Below are 24796 nucleotides of genomic sequence, written 5' to 3' on the forward strand. Positions count from 1 at the left end.
CCGCGTTTCGGAGGGCCCCGGGAAAACCGGGGCCCTTTTTCGTTCTTCAAGCCGTCGCGGTTTCCTCCTATCTGTCGCGCCGATACGGGAGACAGTTTCATGGCCGGCCAGTCCATCGACCACGCCTTCACCGCCCAGGCCCTTCTTGGTGCTGCAGACGATCCGACGTATGCGGGCGCGCTTTCCTTCATGCGGCGGCGGTTCTCGAAGGACGTATCCGGCTCCGACGTCACGGTGTGGGGCATCCCGTTCGACGCCTCGGTCTCCAACAGGCCGGGCACACGCTTCGGCCCGCAAGCGCTGCGCCGCGCGTCCGCGATCTTCGACAACGATCCGCAATACCCGTTCCATGCCGACCTCTTCGAGACCTTGAGTGTCGTGGATCATGGCGACTGCCTTCTCGACTATCGGCTGCCCGAGCGCGCGCACATGGCGATGCGAGCGCAAGCCGAAGCACTGCTGGCGAAGACCGGTTTCCTGCTGACTCTGGGCGGCGACCATTCGATCACCTTTCCCCTGCTGCAGGCGCACGCTGCCCGCCACGGCAAGCTCAGCCTCGTCCACTTCGACGCTCACCAGGATACCTGGCCGCTGGCTTCCGACACGCACGGACGTCCGCGCGTCGATCACGGCTCGTTCCTTTCGGCTGCGCTGCGCGAGGAACTCATCGACCCCGCCACCTCGATCCAGATCGGCATCCGCACCCACGCTCCGGAAACGGGTGGGCTCGAGATCCTGCACGGTTACGAGGTCGAAGACATGTCCTCGGTCGAGATCGCCAAGCGTATCCACGAGCGGACGGCAGGCTCGAACTGCTACCTGACCTTCGATATCGACTGCCTAGACGTCGCCTTCGCGCCCGGCACCGGAACGCCCGTCGCCGGCGGTCCCAGCAGCGCCAAGATGCTGGCGGTGCTCCATCATCTGAAGGACCTGCAGATCGTGGGCGCCGACGTCGTGGAGGTCTCGCCGCCCTACGATCATGCCGACATCACGGCGGTAGCGGGCGCGACGATCGCGATGTACGTCCTCGGCATCCTGGCCGAGAAGAAGGCGCGCTGAGCTCGGCGTGCCTCATCCATTCCAACGACGGAGCGCAGCATGAAGCCCCGCATTTTCATCGACGGCGAGCACGGCACCACGGGTCTCCAGATCCGCTCCCGTATGGAGGGGCGCAGCGACGTCGAACTCCTGTCGATCCCGGAGGCCGAGCGGCGCAACGAGGCGATGCGCGAGGACCTTCTCAACAGCGCCGATATTGCCATCCTTTGCCTGCCGGACGACGCGGCGCGGCAGGCGGTCGCCCTGCTGTCCGGCAACCGGCAAGTACGCATCATCGACACCTCGACCGCGCACCGCACCGCTGACGGATGGGCCTACGGTTTCGCGGAGCTCACGCGCGACCAGCCCGACGCGATCCGCGCCGCGCGCCTCGTTGGCAATCCCGGCTGCTATCCGACTGGCGCGATCGCGCTCCTTCGCCCTCTGCGGGACACCGGGCTTCTGCCGGACGGCCAGACGGTCACGGTCAACGCCGTGTCGGGATACACCGGCGGCGGAAAGCAGATGATCGCGCAGATGGAGGACGCGACGCGCGATGACGTGATCACCGCGCCGCACTTCCTCTACGGCCTCGACCTCGATCACAAGCATCTGCCGGAGATGCGCGTCTACGGCCGCCTGCCGCGCGATCCGTTGTTCGCTCCCTCGGTCGGCAAGTTTCCGCAGGGCATGATCGTGCAGGTCCCGTTGCTGCTCGATGGCACGACCACGGCCGAGGCGCTGCACACGGCGCTGACGGAACATTATGCAGGCAGCGACATCGTTACCGTCACGTCGCTCGCGGAAAGCGCGTCGCTGAAGCGCATCGACGCGACGGAGCTGGCGGGCACCGACCGCATGAAGCTCCATGTCTTCGGCTCGAAGGATGAGGAGCGTGCCAACCTTGTCGCGGTGCTCGACAACCTGGGCAAGGGCGCCTCGGGCGCAGCCGTCCAGAACATGGATCTAATGCTGTCCGCCTGACGCCCCGTCAGGCCGGTGAGGCCACGGGATAGCGACCGAACAGCCCGCGGGCGTGGAACACCGCGCCCGCCAGCACCACAAGCGCGCCGGCCTGATGCATCAGTGCGGCGTCGATCGGCACGTGCAGCAGAAGTGTCGTGATGCCGATCGCCGCCTGCGCGAGAACCGCGGCGGCAAGCCACGTCGCGCCGCGTGCATGACGAGAGCCCGAGGCGATGCGCCGTGCGGCGATCGCATGGCCGATCGCCACCGTGAGCAGAGCATAGGCGCCGAGCCGGTGGACGAACTGCACCGTCATAGGGTTCTCGAAGAAATTGCGCCAAGTGGGCGACATCGCAAGAAGATTGGCCGGGATGACCTGCCCGTCCATGAGCGGCCAGGTGTTGTAGCTGAGGCCCGCGTTGAGGCCCGCGACCAGTCCGCCGAGATAGATCTGGACCAGCACCATGGCGACGATCAGGAACCCGACCAGATAGGAGCTTTGCGTCGGCGCGGGTTCGGTCGGTCGGTTCACGAGGCCCCGCGCGATCCAGAGCGTCGCCGTCAGGATGAAGCAGGCCATCGTAAGGTGCACCGCCAGCCGGTACTGGCTGACATCAGTGCGCTCCACCAGCCCGGAGGCGACCATCCACCAGCCGATCGCCCCCTGGAGGCCGCCGAGCGCCAGCAGTCCGACGAGCCGAGGCTTCAGCCAGGGTTCGATCCGCCCCGTGAGCCAGAAGAACAGGAGAGGCAGCGCGAAGGCGATGCCGACCGAGCGGGCCAGGAAGCGGTGGGACCACTCCCACCAGTAGATCGTCTTGAAGTCCGAGAGCGCCATGCCCCGGTTGATCTGCTGGTACTGAGGGATCTGGCGGTAGAGGTCGAACTCTTCCTGCCACTCCGCCTCGGACAAAGGCGGCACGACCCCGTGGATCGGCTTCCATTCGGTGATCGAAAGGCCCGACTCCGTCAGCCGTGTCGCACCGCCGACGATGACGAGCGCCATGACCATGGCCGCGATGACGTAGAGCCAGACGCGGATGGCGCGCCGATTGTCGGCGGCGCGGGGGGATATGGCGGTCGCGTGGGTGATGCTGGTCATGGTGCCCGCTGGCCGCACGAGGCGCTCCGCCTTCGTGCCGCCCCTTCCCTGAGTGGCGTTGCGGCGAAAGGCCCACCAGGGCGGGCTTCGCCACGCTTCGAAGGGTGGTTTGTTACGAAGCGTCGGGAATGGCAAGGTTCATATTGTCCTACCGGCTTGCCGTGCGCGGCGGAACTTGCGAGGACGGGTTAGTTCCGTCCGATCGAGAAGCGCATGCCCGTTCGTATCAAGAAGCTCATCGGCGTCTTCGTCCTGCTCGCGCTGGTCGTCGTCTATGCCGTCTTCGCAACGGCATTCGCCTCGCTATATCTGGGCGACTCGCCCGGCTGGGTTCACCTCGCCTACTTCCTCGTGACCGGCTTGTTCTGGATCGTGCCGGCGATGTTCGTCATCAGCTGGATGCAGCGCGAACCGAAGGGCAGGCTCTAGGAGGCGAGCTGTCGCCCATCGGCCAGGATCATGTCGGTGAGCCCTGCCTCGCGAAGCCGCCCGACGCCGGCCGCGATCGCGTCGTCGTCCTCGGCTTCGACCGCGACCACCAGTGCAGCGTCCGGCGTCAGCAGGGTCTTGAGCGTGTCGTGCGGGAGACCCGCGGAAAAGATCAGCACCACGTCGTAGTTGCGTTCGATGAACTCGAGGACGTTGCGGCGCTCCATCGCGAAGAAGGCCGCTTCTCCGACGGTCGTGCGCCCGGCCCCGAACGCTTCGGCCTTGGTCGCGAAGTCCCGCCGCGCGATCTCGGCGAAGGTGGCGTCTCCAGCGATCATGTCGGATATTCCGAGCGCATCCCGTTCCACGCCCATGGCGCGCGCGGCGAGTTGCCGTTCGCTGAGATCCACCAAGGCGCCCTGCTTCCCGCGAAGCGCCAGCCGTCGGACGATCTCGACTGCGGCCGGTCGCTCGTCGGTCCCGATCGGGACGATAACGACGCGACTGATCTCGCTGGCGAGGATGCCGCCGATCAGTTCGTCGGCGGGCGTGATGTCGAACGCGCGGGAAGACACACGGGGTTCGACCGCCTCGCGTGCTGTCGGCTCTACGCAGTCCCGTGTGCGCGCCGTCGCTACGCGTTCCGGCGTGGCGACCTCGGATCGGCGGCGCATGGCGCCCAGCACCGCATAGAGCGAGGACCCGAGAAACCCGAAGGCGGCGGAGCCTGCCACGATCGGCCAGATGTTGGGGCGGTACTCGGTTTCGCTGAGGGCGGTCGACACCGCCGGCATCGAGGGCACGGCGCTTACGGAAGGTTGCGGGCCTTCCTCTGCCTGTCCCGCCACACGCCGAGCCTCCTCCAGAGCAGCCAGCGTCTGCCGCGCGGCCTCCGCATCCGCCTGCGCCCCAGTAACGCGAGCCTGCGCTGATGCCTGCTCGCCGCTGGCAGCTTCGCCTTCCGAGACCCGTCGCTCCAGACGACCGACCTCGCGACGCTGCGTGGCGATGCGACGCTCCAACGCGGCTGCGAGACGCGAGCGCGCCGCGCTCGTTTCCTCGTCGAGATCGGCGAGGCGAAGGCGAACCGTCGCCATGCGCGGATGTCCGTCGAGAAGCGTGCGGGAGAGGTCGGCCACTTGCAGGGCGGCTGCCTCGCGACGCGCGACGGCATCGCGCCAGCCGAGCCATTCCTCGCTTGTCCGGATGCCGGCAGGAGCGTCCGAGGGCGCGGCATTGCCGAGGTTGCGCGCGAAGCGGTCGAGGTCCTGCAGATCGCGCCGGGCGCTATCCGCCGCCCGGCGGTCGGCGTCGAGCGTCGATCGACTTCCGGCGTTCAGTTGAGCGGAACCGCGTTGCGCTTCTGCAAGCCGCGCTTCCGCGGCCGAAAGCGCTCCTTGAGCTTTCGAGATGGAATCATCCAGTGCCTGAACGGTGGATGCCGACCGCGCCGGCGCTGGAACGATCGCAGTCGCCTGGACTGGGCCCAGGCGATCGGTCAGCTGGTTTGCGAGGCTCCATGCTCGTCTGCGAGCGTCGTCCGCGTCGTGATCCTCGGCCCACACCACCACCGTGCCGTCGGGCGAACGTTCGGCTCCGACGTCGGGACGCAGGGCTGAAGATTGGTCGATGAGATGGATCCATACGGCGAGGACGCCGGACCGTTCCGGGCGGGTTTGCGCCGCCTCGGTCGCGAGCACGCCCTGCAGCATCGCCTCGTCCCAAACTGCGGACGCGCCGGATGCGGCCGATATTCGGATCGTCGCGCGATGGGACGGCGGGACGAGCGTTCCCGCGAGGAAAGCGGCCAGCCCCAGCGCGGCGGTGGATCCAAGGATGCGAGCACGATTCGACCAAAGCAGGCGCATCACGCCTGTCGGCCGTTCGATCCGTGCCGCTGCATCCGTCATCCGTGTCTCCATGCGAGGCGGAACGGACCGGCCGCCCGTCCCTCCCTCAGAGACACAGGATAAGCGCGGCGGTCTTCGCGGCAATCCAACATGGGTTTTACGGTTAATTAACCACGTTATCGCTAGGTTTTCGCAGGAATTGCGCTGGTGCCCTTCCCATATCGTCAGGCCTCCGGAGACCCACATGCGAGTCGCACGCGCAGCCATCGTGGCGCTCACGGCGAGCCTGCTGACCGGTTGCGTCACCACGCCGCCACCGCCGCAGGCCTTCCATGCGGCCCTCAATCAGGAATACCGGCTGGATGCCGGAGACCGGCTCCGCGTCACCGTGTTCGAGCAGGATAGCCTGTCCGCGATCTACGCCGTCGACAAGGCGGGCTACCTCTCCTTGCCGCTGATCGGCTCCGTGCCGGCGCGCGGCAAGACGCCAGAGGAGGTGCGGGTCGCCGTGGCCAGCGCGCTGCGCAACGGCTACCTGCGCGATCCCGATGTCTCCGTTCAGGTCGAACAGTACCGCCCCTTCTTCGTCATGGGTGAAGTGACCACGGGCGGCCAGTATTCCTACGTGCCCGGCATGACGGTGCAGAATGCCGTGGCGATCGCCGGCGGCTTCTCCCCGCGGGCGGAAAAGCGGACGGCGGACATCACGCGGCAGGTCAACGGAAAGGTGATCACCGGGCGTGTCGTCCTGTCCGACCCGGTACTCCCCGGGGATACGATCACCGTGCGCGAGCGTCTGTTCTGACGGCCGCCGCATTTTCCCGGCGATCCTTCGAATGATAGACGTCGTTGTGAACCTTCATTAGCCTATAGATGGGAGGGTCCAGTTCGGACGCGGCGCAGTTCCGCGACGAATGACAAGGACCTCCGGGATGCTGGCTAAGCGAAGCGAACAGGCACTTTTCGCTCGGGAAGCGATTCGCACCTTCCAACCCGACCAGCAGCCTCGCCTCGTCGAGACCAGTGTGCTCAACCCCCATGCACGGCGGATCGCCGAGCAGTTCAATAAGAACGTCCTGTCTCCACGCCTTCTGTCGGGGCTTTTCGGCCTCTGCGAGCTGTTCACGCTGCTGTTGATCGGGTTCGGAGCCTTTGCCGCCTTCGGGCAAATGAACGATGCCCTGCTCGTTCTGCCGCTCGCGGGACCGGCAGTCGCGGTGCTTGCGCTGCTGCACGGCTACGAACCGTCGCAGCTGCGTTCGCAACGTCGCCAACCCGCTCGCATCGCCCTTGCGCTTGCGGCTGGTCTGTTGGTCAGCGTGGCATGTGCCGGATATGCAGGCGTGCTCGACGCCGACCTTGCGGTGTGTCTTGCGGTTTATGCGGCCATTTCCATGGGGGCCCTCACGCTCGGTCGGCGTGTGCTCGCGCGCCGCATCCGGCACTGGAGCCGCACCGGCCGTCTGGAGCGCCGCGTGGTTCTCGTCGGCGGCGGTGGGGCAGCGGAGCAGTTCATCCGCCAACTCGAAACCTATCCCGACAGCGATATCCGGATCTGCGGTATCTTCGACGACCGTGAGGATGCCCGTTCGCCGCAGCTCGTGGCGGGGTATCCGAAGCTCGGCACCATCGCGGAGCTGACGGAATTCGCGCGCATCGCCAAGATCGACATGCTGGTCGTCACCCTGCCCCTCTCGGCCGAGAAGCGGATACTGACGATCCTCAAGGCGCTGTGGGTGCTGCCCCTGGACATCCGCATCTCCGCGCTGTCGCAGAACCTGCGCTTCCGCTCACGATCCTATTCCTACATGGGCGACGTGCCGATGCTGGACGTGATGGACCGACCGATCGCGGACTGGAACCAGGTCGCAAAGCGCGGCTTCGACATCGTCTTCGGGGTCGCAGCCCTAATCGCCGTGATGCCGATCATGGTGCTGACGGCCATCGCCATCAAGCTGGATACGCCGGGCCCGGTCTTCTTCCGGCAGAAGCGACACGGGTTCAACAACGAGGAGATCCTCGTCTGGAAGTTCCGTTCGCTCCGCCACGACATGGCGGATCCGACGGCACGCAAGCTCGTGACCAAGGGCGATCCCCGCGTGACGCGGGTCGGTCGCTTTATCCGCCGCTCGTCGATCGACGAGTTGCCGCAGCTCTTCAACGTTCTGATCGGCAACCTTTCGCTCGTCGGCCCGCGTCCTCACGCGGTTCACGCGCAGTCGAGCTCCCAGGTCACGTTCACCGAGATCGTGGACGGCTACTTCGGCCGACACAAGGTGAAGCCGGGCATCACCGGCTACGCCCAGCTTCGCGGCTGGCGCGGCGAAATCGACGACGACGTGAAGCTGCAGAAGCGCTTCGAGCACGACCTCTACTATATCGAGAACTGGTCGCTGCTGCTCGACCTCTACATCCTGTTCGCCACGCCCTACAGCCTGATCAACAGCAAGGGCGCCTATTAAGACGCCGCTGCGAATTCCATTGAACCGTCCGTAGCGCCGTTCTCCAACGCGTCCTCCCGTGGCATACCGGAGGGACACGGGAGGAGAAGCGAACGATGAGTGTTCAGGGTTTTGGTGTGCATACGGCCATGTGGTCCATGGAATGGGACCGGGCCGCGGCGGAATTCGCGATCCCGGAAGCGGTGCAATACGGCATCGACTTTCTGGAGATCACGATTCCGGATCCGCGCGTGATCGACGCCGCGCATACGCGCTCGCTTCTGGAAAAGCATGAGGTGGACTGCGTCTGCTCGCTCGGCATGCCGCTCGACCGTCTGCCCACCAACAATCCGGAAGGCGCCTGGGAGTATCTCAAGATCGCGCTCGATCAGTCGAAGGCGATCGGCGCTAAGGCACTGAGCGGCGTCGTCTACGGCGGGATCGGCCAGCGCACGGGCTTTCCGCCGACGCAGGACGAGATCGACGCCACGGCTCGCATCGTTGAGAAAGCGGCCGCCTACGCCAACGACCTCGGCATGCTCTACGGACTCGAAGCCGTGAACCGCTACGAGAATCACATCCTCAACACCGCGCGCCAGGCGGTCGACATGGTGGAACGGGTCGGCGCACCCAACCTCTTCGTTCACCTCGATACCTATCACATGAACATCGAGGAAAAGGGCATCGCCAACGGTATCCTGACCGCACGTGAACACCTGAAATACATCCACCTTTCGGCGAGCGACCGGGGAACGCCGGGCGCCGATACCGTGGCTTGGGATGAGGTCTTCGGCGCCCTTGCCGCCATCGGCTTCAAGGGTGGCATGGCGATGGAAAGCTTCATTACCGTTCCGCCCACGCTAGCGGCGGCGTTGTCGGTGTGGCGCCCCGTGGCGCCGGCGCGCGAGATTGTACTCGGAGAGGGCCTGCCCTTCCTGCGAAACAAGGCGCGCCAGTACGGGCTGATTTCCTAAAACGGGAAGAAGAGACGGAGGCCGTTTGACCTCCGCCCCTCTTTCGTCAGATCGCCGCGACGACGATGATCTCGACGCGGTACTCCGGACCTGCCAGAGCCGACTCACCGGTAGCGCGCGCAGGCGGGTTCGCGGGATCGACCCATGCGTCCCACACCGCGTTCATCGCGCCGAAATCCTTCATGTCGGCGAGCCAGATGGTCGTCGACAGGAGCTTCGACTTGTCCGTGCCGGCCTCGGCCAGCAGTCGGTCGATCTCGGCCAGCACGGTCTGGGTCTGCTGCGTGACGTCATCGCCCGGATTGCCGACCTGGCCGGCAAGATAGACGGTGTTGCCGTGGATCACGGCCGCGCTCATGCGGCGGCCGGGTTCGATGCGACGAATGCTCATGAAACTCTCCGAATCGTTCGGTTCTGCGAGAGCTTCTTAGGACGTGCCGGACCAGTTGGACAGGCGGCGGCGCTCAGCGGCCGGCAAAGCCGCGTACGGCGGAGAATCGTTCGCGAGGCGTCCATCCCCCAGAGCTGGCGCTCTTGTCGTAGAGAGCGTCGAGGTCGTCCACGAGCCCCTGCTCGATCGCCTCGCCGCGCGTGATCAGACCAGCCTCGTAGGCCTCGATGATATCCGTCGTCTTCATGATCCCACCCTTCCTTCATCCAGTTCGCGGAATCCGCAGATCAGGGTTCGGTTCCAACTTTCTTAAGAATTTGAGGCGTCAAAGCGGCGCACCGACGAACGTTCCTGGAACTTCTCGCCCGTCTGCCCCTTGAGATCGGTTCGCCCCACGACAGAATCCGACATGCGCAGAGCCCGCATCGTCGCGGGGTGTAGAAGGAACGGTCGGATCATGCGTCTCCAGTCATTCGCGCTCGCCCTGGCGGCGACGGTTCTCATGTCGCAGTCGGCCCTGGCGGCGCCTGTGGTCGTGTCATCCAAGATCGATACCGAGGGAGGCGTGCTCGGCAACATGATCCTGCTCGTTCTGCAGAATGCTGGCATCGAAACCACCGACCGGATCCAGCTCGGCGGAACGCCCGTGGTGCGAAACGCCATCACCGCGGGTGAGATCGACATCTACCCGGAATACACCGGCAACGCCGCGTTCTTCTTCAACAAGGCCGACGACGCGCTCTGGAAGGATGCCGCGAAGGCCTACGAAGAGGCGAAGAAGCTGGACTACGACGCCAACAAGATCGTTTGGCTGACGCCCTCGCCGGCCAACAACACCTGGGGCATGGCGGCGCGCAAGGACGTCGCCGACGAGAACAAGCTGGTGACGCTCTCGGACTTCGGACGCTGGGTTTCCGGCGGCGGCGGGGCAAAGCTCGCGGCTTCGGCCGAGTTCGTCAATTCAGCTTCGGCGCTGCCGTCGTTCCAGACGGCGTACGGCTTCCAGCTGAAGCCAGACCAGCTTCTGACGCTATCCGGCGGCGACACGGCGGCCACGATCGCCGCTGCCGCTCAGGAGACCAACGGCGTGAACGTCGCAATGGTCTACGGCACCGACGGGGGCATCGCCCCCTCCGGCCTCGTCGTCCTGGAGGACGACAAGAACGTGCAGCCCGTCTATCAACCCGCGCCGATCGTTCGCGAGGCGGTGCTTCAGGCCAATCCGCAGCTGTCCGATCTCCTGAAGCCCGTGTTCGAAGGTCTCGACCTCGTCACGCTGCAGGAGTTGAACGGGCGTGTGCAGGTCGGCGGCGAGCCGGCCAAGGCGGTCGCCGAGGACTACCTGCGCTCGAAGAACCTGATGAAGTAAGGCCGTCAGGCTGCTGACGAGAAACGAAAAGGCCCGGCATCGCTGCCGGGCCTTGTCTTTGTCTACTGGCGGGTTGCCGCCTTTTCCGCCTGCGCTTCGCAGACCTCCACATGCTTTGCCAGTGCCTCGGTCGAGAGCACAGCCGCGATGCTTCGGATGTTGCGCCCCTGCATCTGCGGGAGCTGCTGCACGTTCTGCAGGCGGACGAGGAGTTCGGCTCGGTTCATCGCTGTCTCCTTTTCGCGATGGAGGGTATCGGCCGGCGGCAGACCGCCGGATCGATCAGTGCGCCGTAGCGGTCGCCAGCTGCGGAAGCTCGATGTCGACTTCCAGGGTCGAGATCTGCTCGCCCCGGTCCATCTTCACCTTCACCTTCTCGCGGCTGATCGGCATGTGCTTGGCGATCACGGCGAGGATTTCCTCGCGCAGCACGGCCACGAGATCATTCTGGCCGATCTCCGCGCGCTCGTGCGCCAGGAGGACCTGCAGTCGCTCGCGGGCGGCCGGCGCCGTGGTGGTCGAGCGCCTCTGGAAGAAACCGAACAGGCTCATGCGGCCCTCCGGTTGAAGAACTTCCCGAAGAGGCCCTTCTTGTCGGAGGGAACATTCATCGGAATGGTTTGGCCCATGAGGCGCTTCGCGGCGTCCATGTAGGCGCGAGCCGGCGCGCTGGCGGCGTCGCTCAACGTCACCGGGGTTCCAAGGTTCGAGGCGCGCAAGACTTCCGGGCTCTCCGGCACGATGCCGAGCAGCGGGATCGAAAGAATCTCCAGAACGTCGTCGACCTTCAGCATGTCTCCGCGTTCTGCGCGCGCCGTGTCGTAGCGCGTCAGAAGCAGGTGCTTGTCGATCCGGCCGCCGTTTTCGGCGCGCAGGGTCTTCGAATCGAGGAGGCCGATGATGCGGTCGCTATCGCGAACCGAGGAGACCTCGGGGTTGGTCACGACCACGGCGACATTGGCATGGCGCATCGCCAGCGTCGCGCCGCGCTCGATGCCGGCGGGGCTGTCGCAGATGACCCAGTCGAACATCGACCGGAGCTGGTCCATGACGCGGTCGACGCCGTCCTGCGTGAGATTGTCCTTGTCGCGTGTCTGCGAGGCCGGCAGCAGGCAGAGCGAATCGACGCGCTTGTCGCGGATCAGCGCCTGGTTGAGGTTGGCGTCGCCCTGGACCACGTTGATGAGGTCGTAGACCACGCGGCGCTCGGCGCCCATCACGAGGTCGAGGTTGCGCAGACCGACGTCGAAATCGACGACCACCACCTTCTGGCCGTTCTGTGCCAGAGCGGCGCCGAGCGCGGCTGTTGAGGTCGTCTTTCCGACGCCTCCCTTGCCCGATGTCACCACCATCACTTCAGCCATTGGGGCTCATCCTCTTCCTTGGTTCTTCGTTCCGATCGTCCCGCCGTCGCCGTCATGGCGATCAGTTCGCGAGGGCGACCGTCCTCAGCACGGTATCGTCGAGCCAGACGTGAACTGCCTGACCACGCATCTTGGGGTCGATGTCCTCGGCGGTCTTGTAAAGACCGTCGATCGCGATGAGCTCCGCCTCCAGTTTGCGGCAGAAGATGCGGGCATTGGCGTTGCCTGCCGAGCCCGCCAGCGCACGGCCACGCAGCGCGCCGTAGACGTGGATCGAACCGCCGGCGATCACCTCGGCACCGGAGGAAACGGACCCGAGCACGGTCACGTCGCCTTCCGGAAAGATGATCGACTGGCCCGAGCGGACCGGCTCCTCGATCAGCAGCGAGGGGGTCGTCGCGACATGCGTCGCGCGCACCGCGTCCGGCACCTTGGGGCTCTCGGCCGTCGCCTTGACGTCCAGGCCTTCCCGAGCGGGCGCAGCCCCTGCGGGTGCGTCCGGCACCTCGATGTCGGCGGCGTTGCGGCCACCCTTCATCTCCGGCGGCATGCCGGGCGCCAGGATCGACGGCAGCGCGCCCTCGATGCCCATGACCCGCACGTTGCGCTTGCCGAGCTCCGCGAGAAGATCGGCGAGCTGCTCGCGCGTGATCGGCAGACCAGCCACGTCCAGGACGATCGGACGCCCCAGGAAGAAGCCGGTCGAACGGCGAGCGAGGTCGTCCAGCTGGTGAAGCCAGTCGCCGAAGGGGAGCTCGGGCGACAGCACCAGGGCCAGGAAGGACCGGCCGCGAAGACGGACCGCTTTGCGTGTGGGTAAGGCTTCGGTCATCTTCATTAACGTTTCGTTGCTGGCCGATCTAAACGCCTCAGCCTTAACTGAGGGTTAACTGTCGCAGCACGTGCGAGCCTTGCGTCGGAACCAAAACGAAACGGCCGCCCCTCGGGCGGCCGTCGCGCAGGACCGAAAACCTCGTTGTGGCCTAGAGCGCGCCACCCTCCACCATGAAGTTGTTGGCCGTGCACATCGCCGCGTCGTCCGACGCCAGGAACAGCACCATGCGCGCGACGTAGACCGGCTCGACGGGCACCGGAAGGCACTGGCGCTCGAGCTGGGCATTGAGGCTCTCTTCGGTCACCCAGAGCTCCTTCTGGCGCTCCGTCATGATCCAGCCCGGCACGACCGTATTGACGCGGATCCCATGGGTGCCGAGATCACGCGCGAACGACCGCGTCATGCCGTGCACCGCCGACTTGGCGGTGGTGTAGACCGGCATGCCGCCGCTCGCCTGCATCCAGGAGTTCGAGCCGAAATTGATGATCGAACCACCCTTGGCGGCGATCATGTCCGGCGCCACCGTCTGGATCGCGAAGAACGCATGGCGCAGGTTCGCGGCGATCCGCTCGTCGTAGTAGTCGGGGGTCACCGTCTCCCACCCGTGCCGGTCGTCGCGCGCCGCATTGTTGACGAGGATGTTGGCCGCGCCGACGCGGCCCTTCAGTCGCTCGAACGCCGTCTTGAGCGCGTCGATGTCGCGCAGGTCGCAGGGCTCGAAAGCGACCTCGGGCCCGAACTCGGCAGCCAGCGCCTCGCCGCGTCCGGCGTCGATATCGACGAAACCGACCCGCGAGCCCTGCTCGGCGAAGGCCCGAACCACGTCTCGCCCAATGCCGGACGCGCCGCCGGTGATAAAGGCGGTGCGCCCTTTAAGGCTCGGATAGTTGGCGAAGGTCATGGTCGATTCTTTCAAAAAGCGCTGCGGTTTCGCCTGCGGCTTTGCGCTTCCCCACCGCAACGGGTCAAGCGTTGCGCCGCGATAACGCAGACAAGTTTGCGTTCAAGCGAACACGCCGCGGTGGCGATTGAGCCGCCAGACCGAGAGGTTCAACGCGAACGCGACGCAGACCCAGGCGAGATAGGGCACGAGAATGAGCGCCGCGGTCCCGCTCAAGGGCGCGAAGGCCAGCGCGGTCGCGGCCACCGCCACTGCCAGAAGCCCGATGTCGGCGAGCGCCCAAAGCGGCTTACGCAGGCCGAAGAACAGCCACGACCAAAGGAAATTCAGAACCATCTGAAGCCCGAACAGGGCGAACGGCCCCGCCACCCAGCCGGCGTTGCGCCAGACCAGCCAGCCCGACACGGCGATCATCAGATAAAGGATCGACCAGACGATCGGAAAGGCGCGGTTCGGGGGCGTCCAGCCGGGTTTGCGCAGGCCCGTGTACCACGTCCCCGGCTTGAACAGGATGCCGCTCGAGGCCACTAGGCCCGATAGCGCCAGGAAACCGAGGAGTACCAGACCGTCCAGAAACGTCATGTGCCGAACCCTTTGCCGATTGCGCTTGAGGATAGGGTCCGGTGCCAGCCCTTTCCATTCGCGGCACCGCTCGTTAACTCCTGCCCATCGCCGATCGGGAGCCGCACACCGTTTGCCCAAGCTAGCCTTCATCGTCACCGAGGACTGGTTCTTCGCCTCGCATTTCCTGCCCATGGCCCGAGCGGCCGTCTCGATGGGCCTCGATGTCGTGGTGATCGCGAGGGTCCGTGCCCATGCGCCGGCAATCGAGGTGACCGGCGCGCGCGTGCGCCCGCTGGAGGCCGAGCGGCGGAGCATCAATCCGTTGGCGGCGACCTCCGCCGTCGTCCGGCTGGCGAGAATCCTGCGCGAGGAGCAGCCGGACATCGTCCATTGCATCTCGCTGAAGCCTATCCTCGTCGGCGGCGCTGCCTGCGTGCTCGCGGGTCTGCCCCGCCGCGTCTACGCCCTGACCGGCCTCGGCTTCCTCGGCGCGAAGACGGACCGGACGGGGCGCGCAGCGCGCGCAGCCCTGCGGCGCATCATCCGGGGTCCGCTTTCCTCACCGCAGACGCACTTCGTGTTCGAAAACGAGGACGACCCGAAGCTGCTCGGGCTCGATCCCTGCGCTCCCGATGTCACCATCCTCGGCGGGGCCGGCATTGATCCCGCTGCCTATCCCGCTACGCCGCTACCGTCCGGCAAGAGGCTGCGCGTCGCGGTGGTCTCGCGCATGCTGTGGTCCAAAGGCATCGACACGGCGGTAGACGCCGTTCGCCAGGCACGCGAGCGGGGGGTCGACGTGACGCTTTCACTCTACGGCGCGCCCGACCCTTCGAACCCCAAGGCAATCCCGCTTCAAACCCTTCGGGAGTGGTCGGCGCAGCCCGGCATCACCTGGCATGGCCCGACTGGCTCGGTCGCCACCGTCTGGAACGAACACCATGCTGCCTGCCTGCCGTCGCGCGGCGGCGAAGGCCTGCCCCGCACGCTTCTCGAGTCCGCTGCCTGCGGCCGTCCGTCCCTGACGACCGACGTTCCGGGCTGCCGCACTTTCGTGCGCAACGGGGTGGACGGGCTCGTCGTGCCTGTGGACGACGTCGAGGCGCTGGCCGGTGCCATCGCGCGTCTGGCCGGCGACCGCTCGTTGGTGGACCGCATGGGCATTGAGGCGGCGGCGCGCGTGCGCGATGGGTTCACCGAGGCCGACGTCGCCGCGCAGATACAGGCCGTCTATCGCGATCTCCTGCGTTGACCGTGCCGCGGCTCATCACGTCCCCCGCCGCTGCCGCGCCAAACGTGATGGTGCGATGCGCCAAGTCGCTTGATTTGCCGGCGTGAACGAGTAGCCCTGCATTCCACCCCTTTCACCGACCGCGACCGGCCCTGCGGACATCCATAGCCCCTGGCCCGAAGAGCGCGAACCCGAAGGACACCTATGAGCCAGCCCATCCCCTTCATCGATCTTGCCACGCAGCGCGACCGGATCCGCCCTCGCATCGAGGCGCGGTTCTCGCGCATCATGGACCAGGGCGCCTTCATCATGGGACCCGACGTCGCCGAACTGGAGACCCTGCTCTCGGCCTTCGGCGGCATGGCGCACACGATCGCCTGCGCCTCGGGCACCGACGCGCTGCTGATGCCGCTGATGGCTTGGGGCATCGGCCCCGGCGACGCGGTCTTCGTGCCGAGCTTCACCTTCGCGGCCACGGCCGAAGTCGTCGGCCTGGCGGGCGCATCGCCGGTTTTCGTGGACGTTCTGCCGGGGACGTTCAACATGGACCCCGCGCATCTACGGCGCACGGTCGAGGAGGTGGTCGCCAAAGGCGAGTTGACGCCACGCGCGATCATCGCGGTCGATCTCTTCGGCCAGATCGCGGACTACCCCGCCATCCGCGCCGTGGCCGATGCGTTCGACTTGCGCGTGCTCTCGGACGCAGCACAGGGCTACGGTTCGACGCTGGGTGGCAAGATGGCCGGCCTCTGGGCGGACGCCGTGGCGACGAGCTTCTATCCAGCTAAGCCGCTGGGCTGCTACGGCGACGGCGGCGCGATCCAGACCGACGACGCCGAGCTTGCCGACATTCTCCGCTCGATCCGCATCCACGGCGGCGGCAGCGACAAGTACGACAACGTCCGCCTTGGGCTGACTGCTCGTCTCGATACGTTTCAGGCTGCGGTTCTGATCGAGAAGCTCGCAATCTTCCCGGAGGAGATCGAGGCGCGCATGCGCATCGCCGCGCGCTACAGCGCGGCGCTCGAGGGCATCGTCGCGCCCCAGACGATTGCCGACGATGTCGTGTCGACCTGGGCGCAGTACACGATCCGTGTGCCGGACGGACGCCGCGACGCCTTCATGTCCTCCTTGAAGGAAGCGGGCGTACCGACTGTCATCTACTACGGAAAGCCGCTCCACCGGCAGACCGCCTACAAGCACTGGCCGGTCGGCGGCAACGGACTGCCGGTCACCGACCAGCTCTGCGCCGAGGTCGTCAGCTTACCGATGCACGCCTATCTCGACGAGGCGATGCAGGATCGCGTCATCGCCGCTTCGCTCGCGGCTCTGGCCTGAGACCCCCGCCAGCGCAGACTGGAATTGGAATAATTATCATCTGAATTCAGCATCTTGCGCTGGATAGCTCACGTGATACCACCACCCGTGCGATACATTCCACGGGGGTCAGCGATGAGCGTCGTCACACCGGTCGAAGTGCTGGCCGTCCTCGGACCGGTCAGCGCGGTGGTGGTTCACGAGATGGTCCGCAATCGCGTCTCCGTCGCCGAACTGCGCGAGGCGTTACGCCGTCTCCGACATGGGGAGATGGACGACTTCCAGTCCTATGCCGGTCTCGACAAGCGTACGCGCCGTGTGGTCGATCTCGTCGGTGCGGCCGAGCACCCGGACGCGCGTCCATGAGCGCGCGCACTCCGGCCGAGATCCTGGCCCGCGACCACGAGATCCGGGAGGGAACGGCGCGCCTGTTCGAACGGGCGATGCGTGACAGGCGCACCCCGCCGCTTGCGGCTCTCGAGACCTTGGCCCGCGCGCTCGGCGCGGTCTATCGCGACATCGCCCGAGCCCATCTCGATCCGGCAGGGTGTCCCTGCGGCTGGACGCCGGGCGAAGGTGACCTGCGGGCCTTGATCGAGGCGCTGCGAAACGGTGCGCGGCCCGCCCAACCCGTTCTGCCGAGCCTGCAAGGCATGGAGCCCGTCGGGCGGGCCTGACGACCCTGCCGATGCGGTCCCTGAAATCGCGTTGCGTCGGACGGCTTTCCGGCAGCATGCCCTTCCTTGTCTCGCTGGGTGCCGCACCTTACCGTCTGCCACAGACGAATCCGGCTGCCAGGACACCATGCCCAGATACAACGCCGTCATCGACGCCATCGGCAACACGCCGCTGATCCGCCTTGCCAAGGCCTCGGAGCTGACCGGCTGCGAGATCTACGGCAAGGCCGAGTTCATGAACCCCGGGCAGTCCGTGAAGGATCGCGCCGCGCTCTTCATCATCCGGGACGCCGAGGCGAAGGGTCTGCTGCAGCCCGGCGGGACGATCGTCGAAGGCACGGCAGGCAACACCGGGATCGGCCTCGCGATGGTGGCCGATGCGCTCGGCTACAAGACCGTAATCGTGATCCCCGAGACGCAGAGCCAGGAGAAGAAGGACGCGCTGCGCCTATGGGGCGCCGAGTTGATCGAGGTTCCGGCCGTCCCCTACAAGAACCCGAACAACTACGTGAAGCTGTCCGGGCGGCTCGCCGAGCAACTGGCCGGGACTGCGCCCGGCGGCGCGATCTGGGCCAACCAGTTCGACAACACGGCCAACCGCGACGGGCATGTCGTCACGACCGCCGAGGAGATCTGGCACCAGACCGACGGGCAGGTCGACGGCTTCGTCTGCGCCGTGGGCACCGGCGGAACGCTGGCCGGAACCGCGATGGGTCTCAAGCGCCATTCGGGTCACATCAAGATCGGCATCGCCGACCCGATGGGCGCCGCGCTCTACAGCTACTACACGTCCGGCAAGTTCGCCTCGGAGGGCACGTCGATCACGGAAGGCATCGGCCAGGGGCGCGTGACGGCCAATCTCGAGGGCTTCGCGCCCGACTTCGCCTACCAGATCCCGGACGAGGAGGCGCTGCCGATCATCTTCGACCTGATCGCAGAGGAAGGCCTGTGCCTCGGCGGCTCGTCGGGGGTCAATATTGCGGGCGCGATCCGCATGGCGCGCGAGATGGGGCCGGGCCATACGATCGTGACGATCCTGTGCGACTACGGCAACCGCTACCAGTCGAAGCTCTTCAATCCCGCGTTCCTGCGCGAGAAGAACCTGCCGGTGCCAGGTTGGCTTGAGCGAAAGCCCGCCTTCGCGATCCCCTACGAGGCGGCTTGACCATGGCGCGCACCGAGGCAGCCTATCTCGACGATGCCTATCTTTCGACGCTGGAAGCGCGGGTCCTCGCGCACGAGGGCGAACGCGGGATCGTGGTTGATCGCTGCAATTTCTACCCGGCGGGCGGCGGCCAGCCGGGTGACACCGGCTCGATCGAACTCGGCGACGGGCGGCAGATCGCGGTCACCGACACGCGCTACGGCGAGGACCGTGCCGCCATCGTCCTGCATCTCGGCGACGGCGACCTGCCCGCACCGGGCGAAACGGTGGTGCTGCATGTCGACTGGCCGCGCCGTTACAAGATGATGCGCATGCACACGGCGCTGCACCTCCTGACGGTGGTCTGCCCCTATCCCGTCACCGGCGCGGCGGTCGGCGAGGACGAGAGCCGGCTCGACTTCGACCTGCCGGACGCCGACACGGACAAGGACGAGGTGACGAAGGCTCTCGCCAGGCTCGTCGCGGAGAACCACAAGGTCTTCACGCGCTGGATCACCGACGAGGAGCTGGATGCCAACCCAGGCCTGGTGAAGTCCGCCAACGTGCGCCCGCCGCGCGGCACCGGACGCGTGCGCGTGGTGGCGATCGGCGAGGACGGCGGGGTCGATTCCCAGCCCTGCGGCGGAACGCATGTCGGCGAGACGCAGGAGATCGGCGAGATCCACGTCGCCAAGATCGAAAAGAAGGGGCGTACCAACCGCCGCTTCCGCCTGCGTTTCGGCCGGCTCCCAGCCTGAAACCTCTCTTTGCGAGGCCTCCGATGAGCAGCAACCCGTTCCTGATCTCCGCCGAGCAGCTGGCGGACGAGATCGGCCGCCCCGGCCTTTCGATCGTCGATGCCTCCTGGTATCTGCCGGCGCAGAAGCGCTTCGGGCACCCTGAATTCCTGGCCGGTCATATCCCGGGCGCCGTCTTCTTCGATCAGGACGCGGTGGTGGACCGGACATCGGACCTGCCGCACACCCTGCCCTCCGCCGAGACCTTCGCAGCGGCGGCCGGTGCGCTCGGGATCAGCCACAGCGACACGATCGTGGTCTACGACGGCATGGGACTGTTCAGCGCGCCGCGCGTCTGGTGGATGTTCCGCACCTTCGGCGCCAGAGACGTGCGCATCCTCGACGGCGGCTATCCCGCCTGGATCTCCGGGAGCCGGCCGGTGGAAACGGGCGAGCCCGAGGTGAAGCCCGCGCGGTTCGAGGCGCACTTGGACGCCGCGGCCGTGGCCTCCCTGGAAGAGATGCGCGCCATCGTGAAGGACGGTTCGCGCCAGATCGCGGACGCCCGCCCCGCTGGGCGCTTCTCGGCGGACGTGCCCGAGCCGCGGCCCGGCGTTCGTGGTGGCCATATGCCCGGCGCTCGCTCCCTGCCCGCCTCGGACCTCGCCGCCGATGGTCGCCTGAAGTCGCCCGACGCGCTGCAACGCCTTTTCGAGGAAGCCGGCATCGATACGGACGCACCGATCGTCACCTCCTGCGGCTCGGGCGTGACCGCGGCCACTATCAATTTCGCTCTCGCCTCGCTCCACAAGAGCGACGTGAAGCTCTATGACGGCTCCTGGACCGAATGGGGCTCGCGCCCCGACACGCCTGCCGAAGGCGGACCAGCCGGTAAGCTTCCCCTGAACCGCAGTTCCCGGGACGCTCGCTAGCCTCCTGTTTGCCCGCGTTCGCAGGTGAAGCGGTCCCGCTTCGCCCGGAATTGCTTCAGCCCAAGGACTTGAACCGACCTCCATGCGCATTCTGAGGACCACCGTCACGCAGCTCGTGATGCACCAGCCTCCCGAGCAGCCTTCGCCCGCGCCCCGAAACGGCCGGGCCTACGAGGTCCTGAAGGTTCGCCAGATCCCACTCGCCTACTATCGCTTCCTCTATGCGGCAGTCGGCCGCGGCCATCACTGGACCTCGCGCAATCTCAGCGACGAAGCGCTGGCGCGAGAGATCCACGCGCCCAACGTGCGCATGCGCATCCTCTACTGCGACGGTGCGCCGGCCGGCTGGTTCGAGCTCGACGCCGGTCGCGCGCCGCGCGAGACGCGCCTTGTCCATTTCGGCATCATGCCGGAGTTCCGCGGACAGGGGCTCGCGCGCCACCTTCTCGGCCACGCGATATCGGCCGGCTTCGAGGAGATGCCGAGCGCCTTGACGGTGGAGACCAACACGCTCGATCACCCGGCCGCCCTGCCGCTTTATCGCAAAATGGGCTTTCGCCCGGTTTCCACCCGCGAAGTCACGACGGCCGCCCATGACGACGACTGAACCCGCTCCGAAGCCCGCCGCCGCGCCGAGCCCCAAGCGCGGACGCCGCATCCTGGTGCGCGTGCTGCTCGTGATCGTCGGCGTGGCGCTGGTCGCGTTGGCGCTCGCCTGGGTGTTAGGACCCCGCGAACCCGTGCGATTGACGTCGGACTTCGATCCGGCGGCGATCGGCTCCGATCCCGCGCGCTATCTCGCGGGCGAGGAGGCGAACGTCCCGAACCTTCGGCCCGAGGCGGAAAAGGAGATCGTCTGGGCCTATCCGACCTCGCGAGCCAAGACCCCGCTCGCGATCGTCTACATCCACGGCTTCTCGGCCTCGAAAGGCGAGACCCGGCCGCTGGCCGATCTCGTGGCGCGAGAACTCGGCGCCAACCTCTTCTACACCCGTCTGTCGGGTCATGGGCGCGACGCCGCGGCGATGACGCAGACGAGCGTTGGCGACTGGATCGACGACTACGCCGAGGCGATGGCGATCGGCCGGTCGATCGGCGAGCGCGTCGTCGTCATCGGCACCTCGACGGGCGGCGCATTGGCGACCGTCGGCGCCAGCCGGCCCGAGCTTTCCGAGGGGCTGGCCGCCCTGGTGGAGATCTCGCCGAACTTCGGACTGCGGAACTGGCGCTCGTTCCTGTTGACGGTCCCCTTCGCGCGGGACCTCCTGCCTTACCTCGGTCCCGAAACCTACGGTTCGGATGAGCCGGGAACCGGAGCGAACTCCGTCTGGACCGAGACCTATCCGACGGCGGCACTCCTGCCGATGGCGCGACTTACGGAGATCGCGGACCGACTCGACGTCTCGGCGATCGCGACACCGGCGCTCTTCGTCTACTCGCCGCGCGACGAGGTCGTGCGCCCCGAGCGGACCGAAGCGATCGCATCGCGGTGGGGCGGGCCGCACGAGACGATCCTCGTGGACGACAGCACCGACGCCTCGCAGCACGTGATCGCGGGCGACATCCGCTCGCCTGCGACGACGCAACGTCTGGCCACGCAGATTGCCGACTGGCTCCGCCGGACCCTGCGGCTCTGAACGAGGCAGGTCCCGGCCGGCCGTGAACCGCCTCCGCCGTCAGATCAGGAGATCGGACATGATCTGGTTTTCAGTGATGTCCTGATAGCGGATGCCGGCCTCGGCGAAGCGAGCGAGCAGCGCGTCGAAGTTTGCGGCATGACGGGTCTCGATGCCGAGCAGGATCGAGCCGAAATCGCGTGCCGACTTCTTCAGATACTCGAAGCGCGCAACGTCGTCCTCGGGTCCCAGGAGGTCGAGGAAGTCGCGCAGTGCGCCGGGGCGCTGGGCGAGGCGCAGGATGAAGTACTTCTTCAGGCCTTCGAAGCGCAGCGCGCGCTCCTTGACGTCCGGCAGGCGCTCGAAGTCGAAATTGCCGCCCGACACCACGAGCACGACCGTCTTCCCGCGCACCTCGGGCCCGAGCGCACGCAGGGCGTCGATGGCGAGCGCCCCGGCCGGCTCGACCACGATGCCCTCGACATTGAGCATCTCGATCATCGTCTGACAGATACGGCCCTCTGGGCTAAGCAGCACATGCTCGGGCGTGAACCGGCTGAGGATCTCGAAGGGCAGCGCACCGATCTCGGCCACGGCCGCGCCGTCGACGAACCCGTCGACCTGTTCGAGGCGAACTCGCCGCCCCTCGATCAGGCTGGTGCGCAGGCTCGGCGCGCCGAGCGGTTCCACCAAGCGGATGTCGGGCGAACCCTCGCCCTCGAACACCTTTGTGAGGCCCGAGGCGAGACCACCGCCGCCGACCGGCAGGATCAGCATCTCGGGATGCTCATGTCCGAGCTGGCTCATGATCTCGAGCCCGACCGTCGCCTGGCCTTCCACGATGTCGAGATGATCGAACGGCGGTACCATCGCCGCGCCGCTCTCCTCGGCAAAACGACGGGCGGCGGCGTAGCTCTCGTCGAAGATGTCGCCGACGAGCTCGATCTCGATCGCGTCGCCCCCGAACATGCGCGTCTTGGCGATCTTCTGCTGAGGGGTCGTCACCGGCATGAAGACCCGCCCCTTGAGGCCGAAATGCTTGCAGGCGAAGGCGAAACCCTGCGCATGATTACCGGCCGAGGCGCAGGTGAAGCTGGCCGCCGTCTCGCCGGCTTCGATGCGCTTGCGCATGAAATTGAAGGCGCCGCGGATCTTGTAGGAGCGGACCGGCGTCAGGTCCTCGCGCTTGAGGAAGATGCGCGCGCCGTAGCGGTGGGACAGGTGCTCGTTGAGCTGCAGCGGCGTTTCGGGGAAGAGGTCGCGCAGCGCGGTCAGCGCCGCCTCGACGCCCCTATGGAAATCGGCGTTCGGCATGGGAAATCTTCTATCTCGGAACGGCGCTCGGGCCTGATCGGCGCGCCTGGAACTCATACGGGGCCAAGGCCCTGTCGGACGCGATGGGACGACGCGCATCGAAAGCGCCTGTCGTCTCCGCCGGACGTGCTTTCCGTGACCGTGCTTATCGGGCGGCGGTCAGCGTGAAAGGACGCCGGCGCCGATAATCGAGGAATGGACTCCGCCGATCGAAGCAACAAAGGACATCGCGCGCTCCCTTCCCGGTGGTTTCCGCGACCCGCTCCATGCGGCAACGAAGCGGACTTGTAAAGCCGCACTTGTCCCCTTCCGCCAGTGGCATGCTCGGACTAGAAGCGGACGGTGCTCGGCAGGCGACGCCGGACACGAGGCAGGCGTGGCGAAATGGTATACGCGACGGACTTAAAATCCGTTGTCCCAGTGGCATGCGGGTTCGAGTCCCGCCGCCTGCACCAATGGTTCTTTTGTTCCAATTGGAAAATCTTCGGACCACACGTTCGCTGTTGCGTCAGGTACTCCCAACCCAAAACTCAGACCAAACGCCGGGTGCTATTGGTTAGCCGGCAGTGCGACTTCCCTGCGATCCTTCGTCGTGCGGCAGATGCGTAAGTGTCGCAAGCAATGACCGATCTTTAATTTGTTTTTGCACCGACCGCGTGCTCTTCTCATCACGTGGATGGAACATCGGAGGCGGTTCGAGGAGGATCGGTCATTGGTCGAGATCAAACGCATCCCCTTGTCGTCGTCCATCGTTGCCGATCCCTGGTTGGATCTGCAGGATGAACAGGCGTCGGACATGCTGCAGCATCTGCAAAGCGACAATCTCGCCCTGCGATGCCTGCGCGATGCTCTTTCCGCCGATATCGAACCTACCCCGTTTTCCGAACCGAGGCGTTCCTGAACGACGCGGGACGCGAAAGCGCCCGGCCGTTCGCGACGAACGGGCCGGGCCCAGACGATCAGGCGACGAGCTTAGTTGCGATCTCAGCGATGTGACGGCCCTGGAAGCGGGCGCCATCCAACTCGATCGGGCTCGGTTGACGTGAGCCGTCGCCGTTGGCGATCGTGGTGGCGCCGTACGGCGAACCGCCGACGATCTGGTCCGAGGCCATCTGCCCCTGGAACGAATACGGCAGACCGACGATCACCAGACCATGGTGCAGCAGCGTCTTGTGGACCGAGAGGATGGTCGCCTCGTTGCCGCCATGCTGGGTGGCGGACGACGAGAACGCACCGCCGACCTTGCCGATCAGCTTGCCCTGCGCCCAGAGACCACCGGTCCGATCCCAGAAGGATGCCATCTGCGAAGCCATGTTGCCGTACCGTGTCGGCACGCCGACGATGATCGCGTCGTACTGCGCGAGTTCGTCGGGCTGCGCCTCGGGAAAGTCGTGGTTGGCCTTGAAGCCAGCGGCCTTCACCACTTCGGCTGGCGCGGTCTCCGGCACGCGCTTGATGTCCACCTCGGCGCCCCCCTCGCGCGCGCCCTCTGCCACGGCCTTCGCCATGGTCTCGATGTGGCCGTAGCTCGAATAGTAGAGAACCAGTACCTTCGCCATCGTATCCTCGTGTGCTGCCGGAGACATCCGAGCGGCGTCCGG

Annotated in this window: 29 protein-coding genes and 1 tRNA gene; 18 read left to right on the plus strand and 12 right to left on the minus strand. The window is 66.4% G+C overall.

Annotated elements, in window-relative coordinates:
* Positions 1 to 99: 99 nt before the first annotated feature.
* Positions 100 to 1062 (plus strand): agmatinase, encoded by a 963-nt coding sequence (gene speB / locus AUL34_RS13255; protein ID WP_061934562.1) that lies wholly within the window; start codon positions 100 to 102, stop codon positions 1060 to 1062.
* 39 nt (positions 1063 to 1101) lie between these two features.
* On the plus strand, positions 1102 to 2025 hold the full coding sequence (gene argC / locus AUL34_RS13260) for an N-acetyl-gamma-glutamyl-phosphate reductase (RefSeq protein WP_061934564.1): 924 nt from the start codon (positions 1102 to 1104) through the stop codon (positions 2023 to 2025).
* Between the two features lie 7 nt (positions 2026 to 2032).
* On the opposite strand, the gene AUL34_RS13265 is transcribed toward argC, so the two are convergent.
* Positions 2033 to 3109: a COX15/CtaA family protein gene (locus AUL34_RS13265; protein WP_061934566.1), complete on the minus strand. Its 1077-nt coding sequence runs from the start codon at positions 3107 to 3109 to the stop codon at positions 2033 to 2035.
* Positions 3110 to 3322: 213 nt separating this feature from the next.
* Here AUL34_RS13265 and AUL34_RS13270 point away from each other — a divergent pair, with 213 nt between their 5' ends.
* The gene (locus AUL34_RS13270) at positions 3323 to 3538 is read left to right on the plus strand and encodes a DUF2842 domain-containing protein (RefSeq protein ID WP_061934567.1); all 216 of its coding nucleotides are present in this window, start codon (positions 3323 to 3325) and stop codon (positions 3536 to 3538) included.
* On the opposite strand, the gene AUL34_RS13275 is transcribed toward AUL34_RS13270, so the two are convergent.
* Positions 3535 to 5448: a hypothetical protein gene (locus AUL34_RS13275; RefSeq protein WP_061934569.1), complete on the minus strand. Its 1914-nt coding sequence runs from the start codon at positions 5446 to 5448 to the stop codon at positions 3535 to 3537. The genes AUL34_RS13270 and AUL34_RS13275 overlap by 4 nt on opposite strands.
* A 184-nt stretch (positions 5449 to 5632) precedes the next feature.
* Between AUL34_RS13275 and AUL34_RS13280 the strand changes: the two genes are divergently transcribed.
* The 3 genes from AUL34_RS13280 (at position 5633) to AUL34_RS13290 (ending at position 8803) form a co-directional block, all read left to right on the plus strand.
* Positions 5633 to 6193 carry a polysaccharide biosynthesis/export family protein gene (locus tag AUL34_RS13280; protein ID WP_061934571.1) on the plus strand — a complete coding sequence of 187 codons (561 nt, stop codon included), beginning with the start codon at positions 5633 to 5635 and terminating at the stop codon, positions 6191 to 6193.
* A gap of 127 nt (positions 6194 to 6320) precedes the next feature.
* A complete protein-coding gene (locus tag AUL34_RS13285) occupies positions 6321 to 7850 on the plus strand; it encodes an undecaprenyl-phosphate glucose phosphotransferase (protein ID WP_061934573.1) in 1530 nt (509 codons plus the stop codon).
* A 95-nt stretch (positions 7851 to 7945) separates the two neighbouring features.
* Positions 7946 to 8803 (plus strand): sugar phosphate isomerase/epimerase, encoded by an 858-nt coding sequence (locus AUL34_RS13290; RefSeq protein WP_061934574.1) that lies wholly within the window; start codon positions 7946 to 7948, stop codon positions 8801 to 8803.
* Positions 8804 to 8849: 46 nt separating this feature from the next.
* Here the strand turns inward: AUL34_RS13290 and AUL34_RS13295 are convergent, their stop codons facing one another.
* The gene (locus tag AUL34_RS13295) at positions 8850 to 9194 is read right to left on the minus strand and encodes a RidA family protein (protein WP_061934576.1); all 345 of its coding nucleotides are present in this window, start codon (positions 9192 to 9194) and stop codon (positions 8850 to 8852) included.
* Between the two features lie 73 nt (positions 9195 to 9267).
* On the minus strand, positions 9268 to 9441 hold the full coding sequence (locus AUL34_RS22300; RefSeq protein WP_156420919.1) for a hypothetical protein: 174 nt from the start codon (positions 9439 to 9441) through the stop codon (positions 9268 to 9270).
* Positions 9442 to 9651: 210 nt separating this feature from the next.
* On the opposite strand from AUL34_RS22300, the gene AUL34_RS13300 reads away from it, so the two are divergent.
* The gene (locus AUL34_RS13300; RefSeq protein ID WP_061934578.1) at positions 9652 to 10563 is read left to right on the plus strand and encodes an ABC transporter substrate-binding protein; all 912 of its coding nucleotides are present in this window, start codon (positions 9652 to 9654) and stop codon (positions 10561 to 10563) included.
* Between the two features lie 62 nt (positions 10564 to 10625).
* On the opposite strand, the gene AUL34_RS22600 is transcribed toward AUL34_RS13300, so the two are convergent.
* The 6 genes from AUL34_RS22600 to AUL34_RS13325 all read right to left on the minus strand — a co-directional run bounded on the left by AUL34_RS22600 (position 10626) and on the right by AUL34_RS13325 (position 14245).
* A complete protein-coding gene (locus AUL34_RS22600; RefSeq protein ID WP_192845749.1) occupies positions 10626 to 10790 on the minus strand; it encodes a hypothetical protein in 165 nt (54 codons plus the stop codon).
* Between the two features lie 55 nt (positions 10791 to 10845).
* The gene (gene minE, locus AUL34_RS13305; RefSeq protein ID WP_061934580.1) at positions 10846 to 11115 is read right to left on the minus strand and encodes a cell division topological specificity factor MinE; all 270 of its coding nucleotides are present in this window, start codon (positions 11113 to 11115) and stop codon (positions 10846 to 10848) included.
* Entirely contained in the window at positions 11112 to 11927 is an 816-nt protein-coding gene (minD, locus tag AUL34_RS13310; RefSeq protein WP_061934582.1) for a septum site-determining protein MinD, read from the minus strand. Before minD ends, minE begins: the two co-directional genes overlap by 4 nt.
* 61 nt (positions 11928 to 11988) lie before the next feature.
* Entirely contained in the window at positions 11989 to 12759 is a 771-nt protein-coding gene (gene minC, locus AUL34_RS13315; RefSeq protein WP_061934708.1) for a septum site-determining protein MinC, read from the minus strand.
* Positions 12760 to 12910: 151 nt separating this feature from the next.
* Entirely contained in the window at positions 12911 to 13663 is a 753-nt protein-coding gene (locus AUL34_RS13320; protein ID WP_061934584.1) for an SDR family NAD(P)-dependent oxidoreductase, read from the minus strand.
* Positions 13664 to 13765: 102 nt separating this feature from the next.
* The gene (locus AUL34_RS13325) at positions 13766 to 14245 is read right to left on the minus strand and encodes a TspO/MBR family protein (protein ID WP_061934586.1); all 480 of its coding nucleotides are present in this window, start codon (positions 14243 to 14245) and stop codon (positions 13766 to 13768) included.
* Between the two features lie 112 nt (positions 14246 to 14357).
* Between AUL34_RS13325 and AUL34_RS13330 the strand changes: the two genes are divergently transcribed.
* From AUL34_RS13330 to AUL34_RS13370, 9 genes are all read left to right on the plus strand, one after another.
* The gene (locus AUL34_RS13330; RefSeq protein ID WP_061934588.1) at positions 14358 to 15479 is read left to right on the plus strand and encodes a glycosyltransferase family 4 protein; all 1122 of its coding nucleotides are present in this window, start codon (positions 14358 to 14360) and stop codon (positions 15477 to 15479) included.
* Positions 15480 to 15662: 183 nt separating this feature from the next.
* Positions 15663 to 16796: a DegT/DnrJ/EryC1/StrS aminotransferase family protein gene (locus AUL34_RS13335; RefSeq protein WP_061934590.1), complete on the plus strand. Its 1134-nt coding sequence runs from the start codon at positions 15663 to 15665 to the stop codon at positions 16794 to 16796.
* Positions 16797 to 16910: 114 nt separating this feature from the next.
* The gene (locus AUL34_RS13340; RefSeq protein WP_061934592.1) at positions 16911 to 17141 is read left to right on the plus strand and encodes a hypothetical protein; all 231 of its coding nucleotides are present in this window, start codon (positions 16911 to 16913) and stop codon (positions 17139 to 17141) included.
* Positions 17138 to 17452, plus strand: coding sequence for a hypothetical protein (locus AUL34_RS13345; protein ID WP_061934594.1), 315 nt, complete (start codon positions 17138 to 17140; stop codon positions 17450 to 17452). Before AUL34_RS13340 ends, AUL34_RS13345 begins: the two co-directional genes overlap by 4 nt.
* A gap of 127 nt (positions 17453 to 17579) precedes the next feature.
* Positions 17580 to 18617, plus strand: coding sequence for a cysteine synthase A (locus tag AUL34_RS13350; RefSeq protein ID WP_061934596.1), 1038 nt, complete (start codon positions 17580 to 17582; stop codon positions 18615 to 18617).
* 2 nt (positions 18618 to 18619) lie between these two features.
* Complete coding sequence (locus AUL34_RS13355) at positions 18620 to 19354, plus strand: alanyl-tRNA editing protein (RefSeq protein WP_061934598.1); 735 nt, start codon at positions 18620 to 18622, stop codon at positions 19352 to 19354.
* Positions 19355 to 19377: 23 nt separating this feature from the next.
* Positions 19378 to 20265, plus strand: coding sequence for a 3-mercaptopyruvate sulfurtransferase (gene sseA, locus AUL34_RS13360; protein WP_061934600.1), 888 nt, complete (start codon positions 19378 to 19380; stop codon positions 20263 to 20265).
* Between the two features lie 82 nt (positions 20266 to 20347).
* Positions 20348 to 20872, plus strand: coding sequence for a GNAT family N-acetyltransferase (locus tag AUL34_RS13365; protein WP_061934602.1), 525 nt, complete (start codon positions 20348 to 20350; stop codon positions 20870 to 20872).
* On the plus strand, positions 20859 to 21902 hold the full coding sequence (locus AUL34_RS13370; protein WP_061934604.1) for a carboxylesterase: 1044 nt from the start codon (positions 20859 to 20861) through the stop codon (positions 21900 to 21902). The genes AUL34_RS13365 and AUL34_RS13370 overlap by 14 nt, the downstream gene beginning before the upstream one ends.
* Before the next feature lie 39 nt (positions 21903 to 21941).
* Here AUL34_RS13370 and ilvA read toward each other — a convergent pair whose 3' ends face one another.
* Positions 21942 to 23195, minus strand: a complete 1254-nt coding sequence (gene ilvA / locus AUL34_RS13375) for a threonine ammonia-lyase IlvA (protein ID WP_061934606.1) — start codon at positions 23193 to 23195, stop codon at positions 21942 to 21944.
* A gap of 370 nt (positions 23196 to 23565) precedes the next feature.
* Here ilvA and AUL34_RS13380 point away from each other — a divergent pair.
* Positions 23566 to 23650: transfer RNA gene (locus AUL34_RS13380), tRNA-Leu, on the plus strand.
* A 257-nt stretch (positions 23651 to 23907) separates the two neighbouring features.
* The gene (locus AUL34_RS13385) at positions 23908 to 24096 is read left to right on the plus strand and encodes a hypothetical protein (protein WP_061934608.1); all 189 of its coding nucleotides are present in this window, start codon (positions 23908 to 23910) and stop codon (positions 24094 to 24096) included.
* A gap of 58 nt (positions 24097 to 24154) precedes the next feature.
* Here AUL34_RS13385 and wrbA read toward each other — a convergent pair whose 3' ends face one another.
* Positions 24155 to 24754 carry an NAD(P)H:quinone oxidoreductase gene (gene wrbA / locus AUL34_RS13390; RefSeq protein ID WP_061934610.1) on the minus strand — a complete coding sequence of 200 codons (600 nt, stop codon included), beginning with the start codon at positions 24752 to 24754 and terminating at the stop codon, positions 24155 to 24157.
* Positions 24755 to 24796: the final 42 nt, after the last annotated feature.

The organism is Aureimonas sp. AU22, assembly GCF_001463745.1.
GTDB lineage: Bacteria > Pseudomonadota > Alphaproteobacteria > Rhizobiales > Rhizobiaceae > Aureimonas.

What these genes read in the sequence shown, in the direction of transcription:
- speB (WP_061934562.1), top strand. Translation starts at nt 100, where the DNA reads ATGGCCGGCCAGTCCATCGACCACGCCTTCACCGCCCAGGCCCTTCTT.
- argC (WP_061934564.1), top strand. Translation starts at nt 1,102, where the DNA reads ATGAAGCCCCGCATTTTCATCGACGGCGAGCACGGCACCACGGGTCTC.
- AUL34_RS13265 (WP_061934566.1), bottom strand. Translation starts at nt 3,109, where the DNA reads ATGACCAGCATCACCCACGCGACCGCCATATCCCCCCGCGCCGCCGAC.
- AUL34_RS13270 (WP_061934567.1), top strand. Translation starts at nt 3,323, where the DNA reads ATGCCCGTTCGTATCAAGAAGCTCATCGGCGTCTTCGTCCTGCTCGCG.
- AUL34_RS13275 (WP_061934569.1), bottom strand. Translation starts at nt 5,448, where the DNA reads ATGACGGATGCAGCGGCACGGATCGAACGGCCGACAGGCGTGATGCGC.
- AUL34_RS13280 (WP_061934571.1), top strand. Translation starts at nt 5,633, where the DNA reads ATGCGAGTCGCACGCGCAGCCATCGTGGCGCTCACGGCGAGCCTGCTG.
- AUL34_RS13285 (WP_061934573.1), top strand. Translation starts at nt 6,321, where the DNA reads ATGCTGGCTAAGCGAAGCGAACAGGCACTTTTCGCTCGGGAAGCGATT.
- AUL34_RS13290 (WP_061934574.1), top strand. Translation starts at nt 7,946, where the DNA reads ATGAGTGTTCAGGGTTTTGGTGTGCATACGGCCATGTGGTCCATGGAA.
- AUL34_RS13295 (WP_061934576.1), bottom strand. Translation starts at nt 9,194, where the DNA reads ATGAGCATTCGTCGCATCGAACCCGGCCGCCGCATGAGCGCGGCCGTG.
- AUL34_RS22300 (WP_156420919.1), bottom strand. Translation starts at nt 9,441, where the DNA reads ATGAAGACGACGGATATCATCGAGGCCTACGAGGCTGGTCTGATCACG.
- AUL34_RS13300 (WP_061934578.1), top strand. Translation starts at nt 9,652, where the DNA reads ATGCGTCTCCAGTCATTCGCGCTCGCCCTGGCGGCGACGGTTCTCATG.
- AUL34_RS22600 (WP_192845749.1), bottom strand. Translation starts at nt 10,790, where the DNA reads ATGAACCGAGCCGAACTCCTCGTCCGCCTGCAGAACGTGCAGCAGCTC.
- minE (WP_061934580.1), bottom strand. Translation starts at nt 11,115, where the DNA reads ATGAGCCTGTTCGGTTTCTTCCAGAGGCGCTCGACCACCACGGCGCCG.
- minD (WP_061934582.1), bottom strand. Translation starts at nt 11,927, where the DNA reads ATGGCTGAAGTGATGGTGGTGACATCGGGCAAGGGAGGCGTCGGAAAG.
- minC (WP_061934708.1), bottom strand. Translation starts at nt 12,759, where the DNA reads ATGACCGAAGCCTTACCCACACGCAAAGCGGTCCGTCTTCGCGGCCGG.
- AUL34_RS13320 (WP_061934584.1), bottom strand. Translation starts at nt 13,663, where the DNA reads ATGACCTTCGCCAACTATCCGAGCCTTAAAGGGCGCACCGCCTTTATC.
- AUL34_RS13325 (WP_061934586.1), bottom strand. Translation starts at nt 14,245, where the DNA reads ATGACGTTTCTGGACGGTCTGGTACTCCTCGGTTTCCTGGCGCTATCG.
- AUL34_RS13335 (WP_061934590.1), top strand. Translation starts at nt 15,663, where the DNA reads ATGAGCCAGCCCATCCCCTTCATCGATCTTGCCACGCAGCGCGACCGG.
- AUL34_RS13340 (WP_061934592.1), top strand. Translation starts at nt 16,911, where the DNA reads ATGAGCGTCGTCACACCGGTCGAAGTGCTGGCCGTCCTCGGACCGGTC.
- AUL34_RS13345 (WP_061934594.1), top strand. Translation starts at nt 17,138, where the DNA reads ATGAGCGCGCGCACTCCGGCCGAGATCCTGGCCCGCGACCACGAGATC.
- AUL34_RS13350 (WP_061934596.1), top strand. Translation starts at nt 17,580, where the DNA reads ATGCCCAGATACAACGCCGTCATCGACGCCATCGGCAACACGCCGCTG.
- AUL34_RS13355 (WP_061934598.1), top strand. Translation starts at nt 18,620, where the DNA reads ATGGCGCGCACCGAGGCAGCCTATCTCGACGATGCCTATCTTTCGACG.
- sseA (WP_061934600.1), top strand. Translation starts at nt 19,378, where the DNA reads ATGAGCAGCAACCCGTTCCTGATCTCCGCCGAGCAGCTGGCGGACGAG.
- AUL34_RS13365 (WP_061934602.1), top strand. Translation starts at nt 20,348, where the DNA reads ATGCGCATTCTGAGGACCACCGTCACGCAGCTCGTGATGCACCAGCCT.
- AUL34_RS13370 (WP_061934604.1), top strand. Translation starts at nt 20,859, where the DNA reads ATGACGACGACTGAACCCGCTCCGAAGCCCGCCGCCGCGCCGAGCCCC.
- ilvA (WP_061934606.1), bottom strand. Translation starts at nt 23,195, where the DNA reads ATGCCGAACGCCGATTTCCATAGGGGCGTCGAGGCGGCGCTGACCGCG.
- wrbA (WP_061934610.1), bottom strand. Translation starts at nt 24,754, where the DNA reads ATGGCGAAGGTACTGGTTCTCTACTATTCGAGCTACGGCCACATCGAG.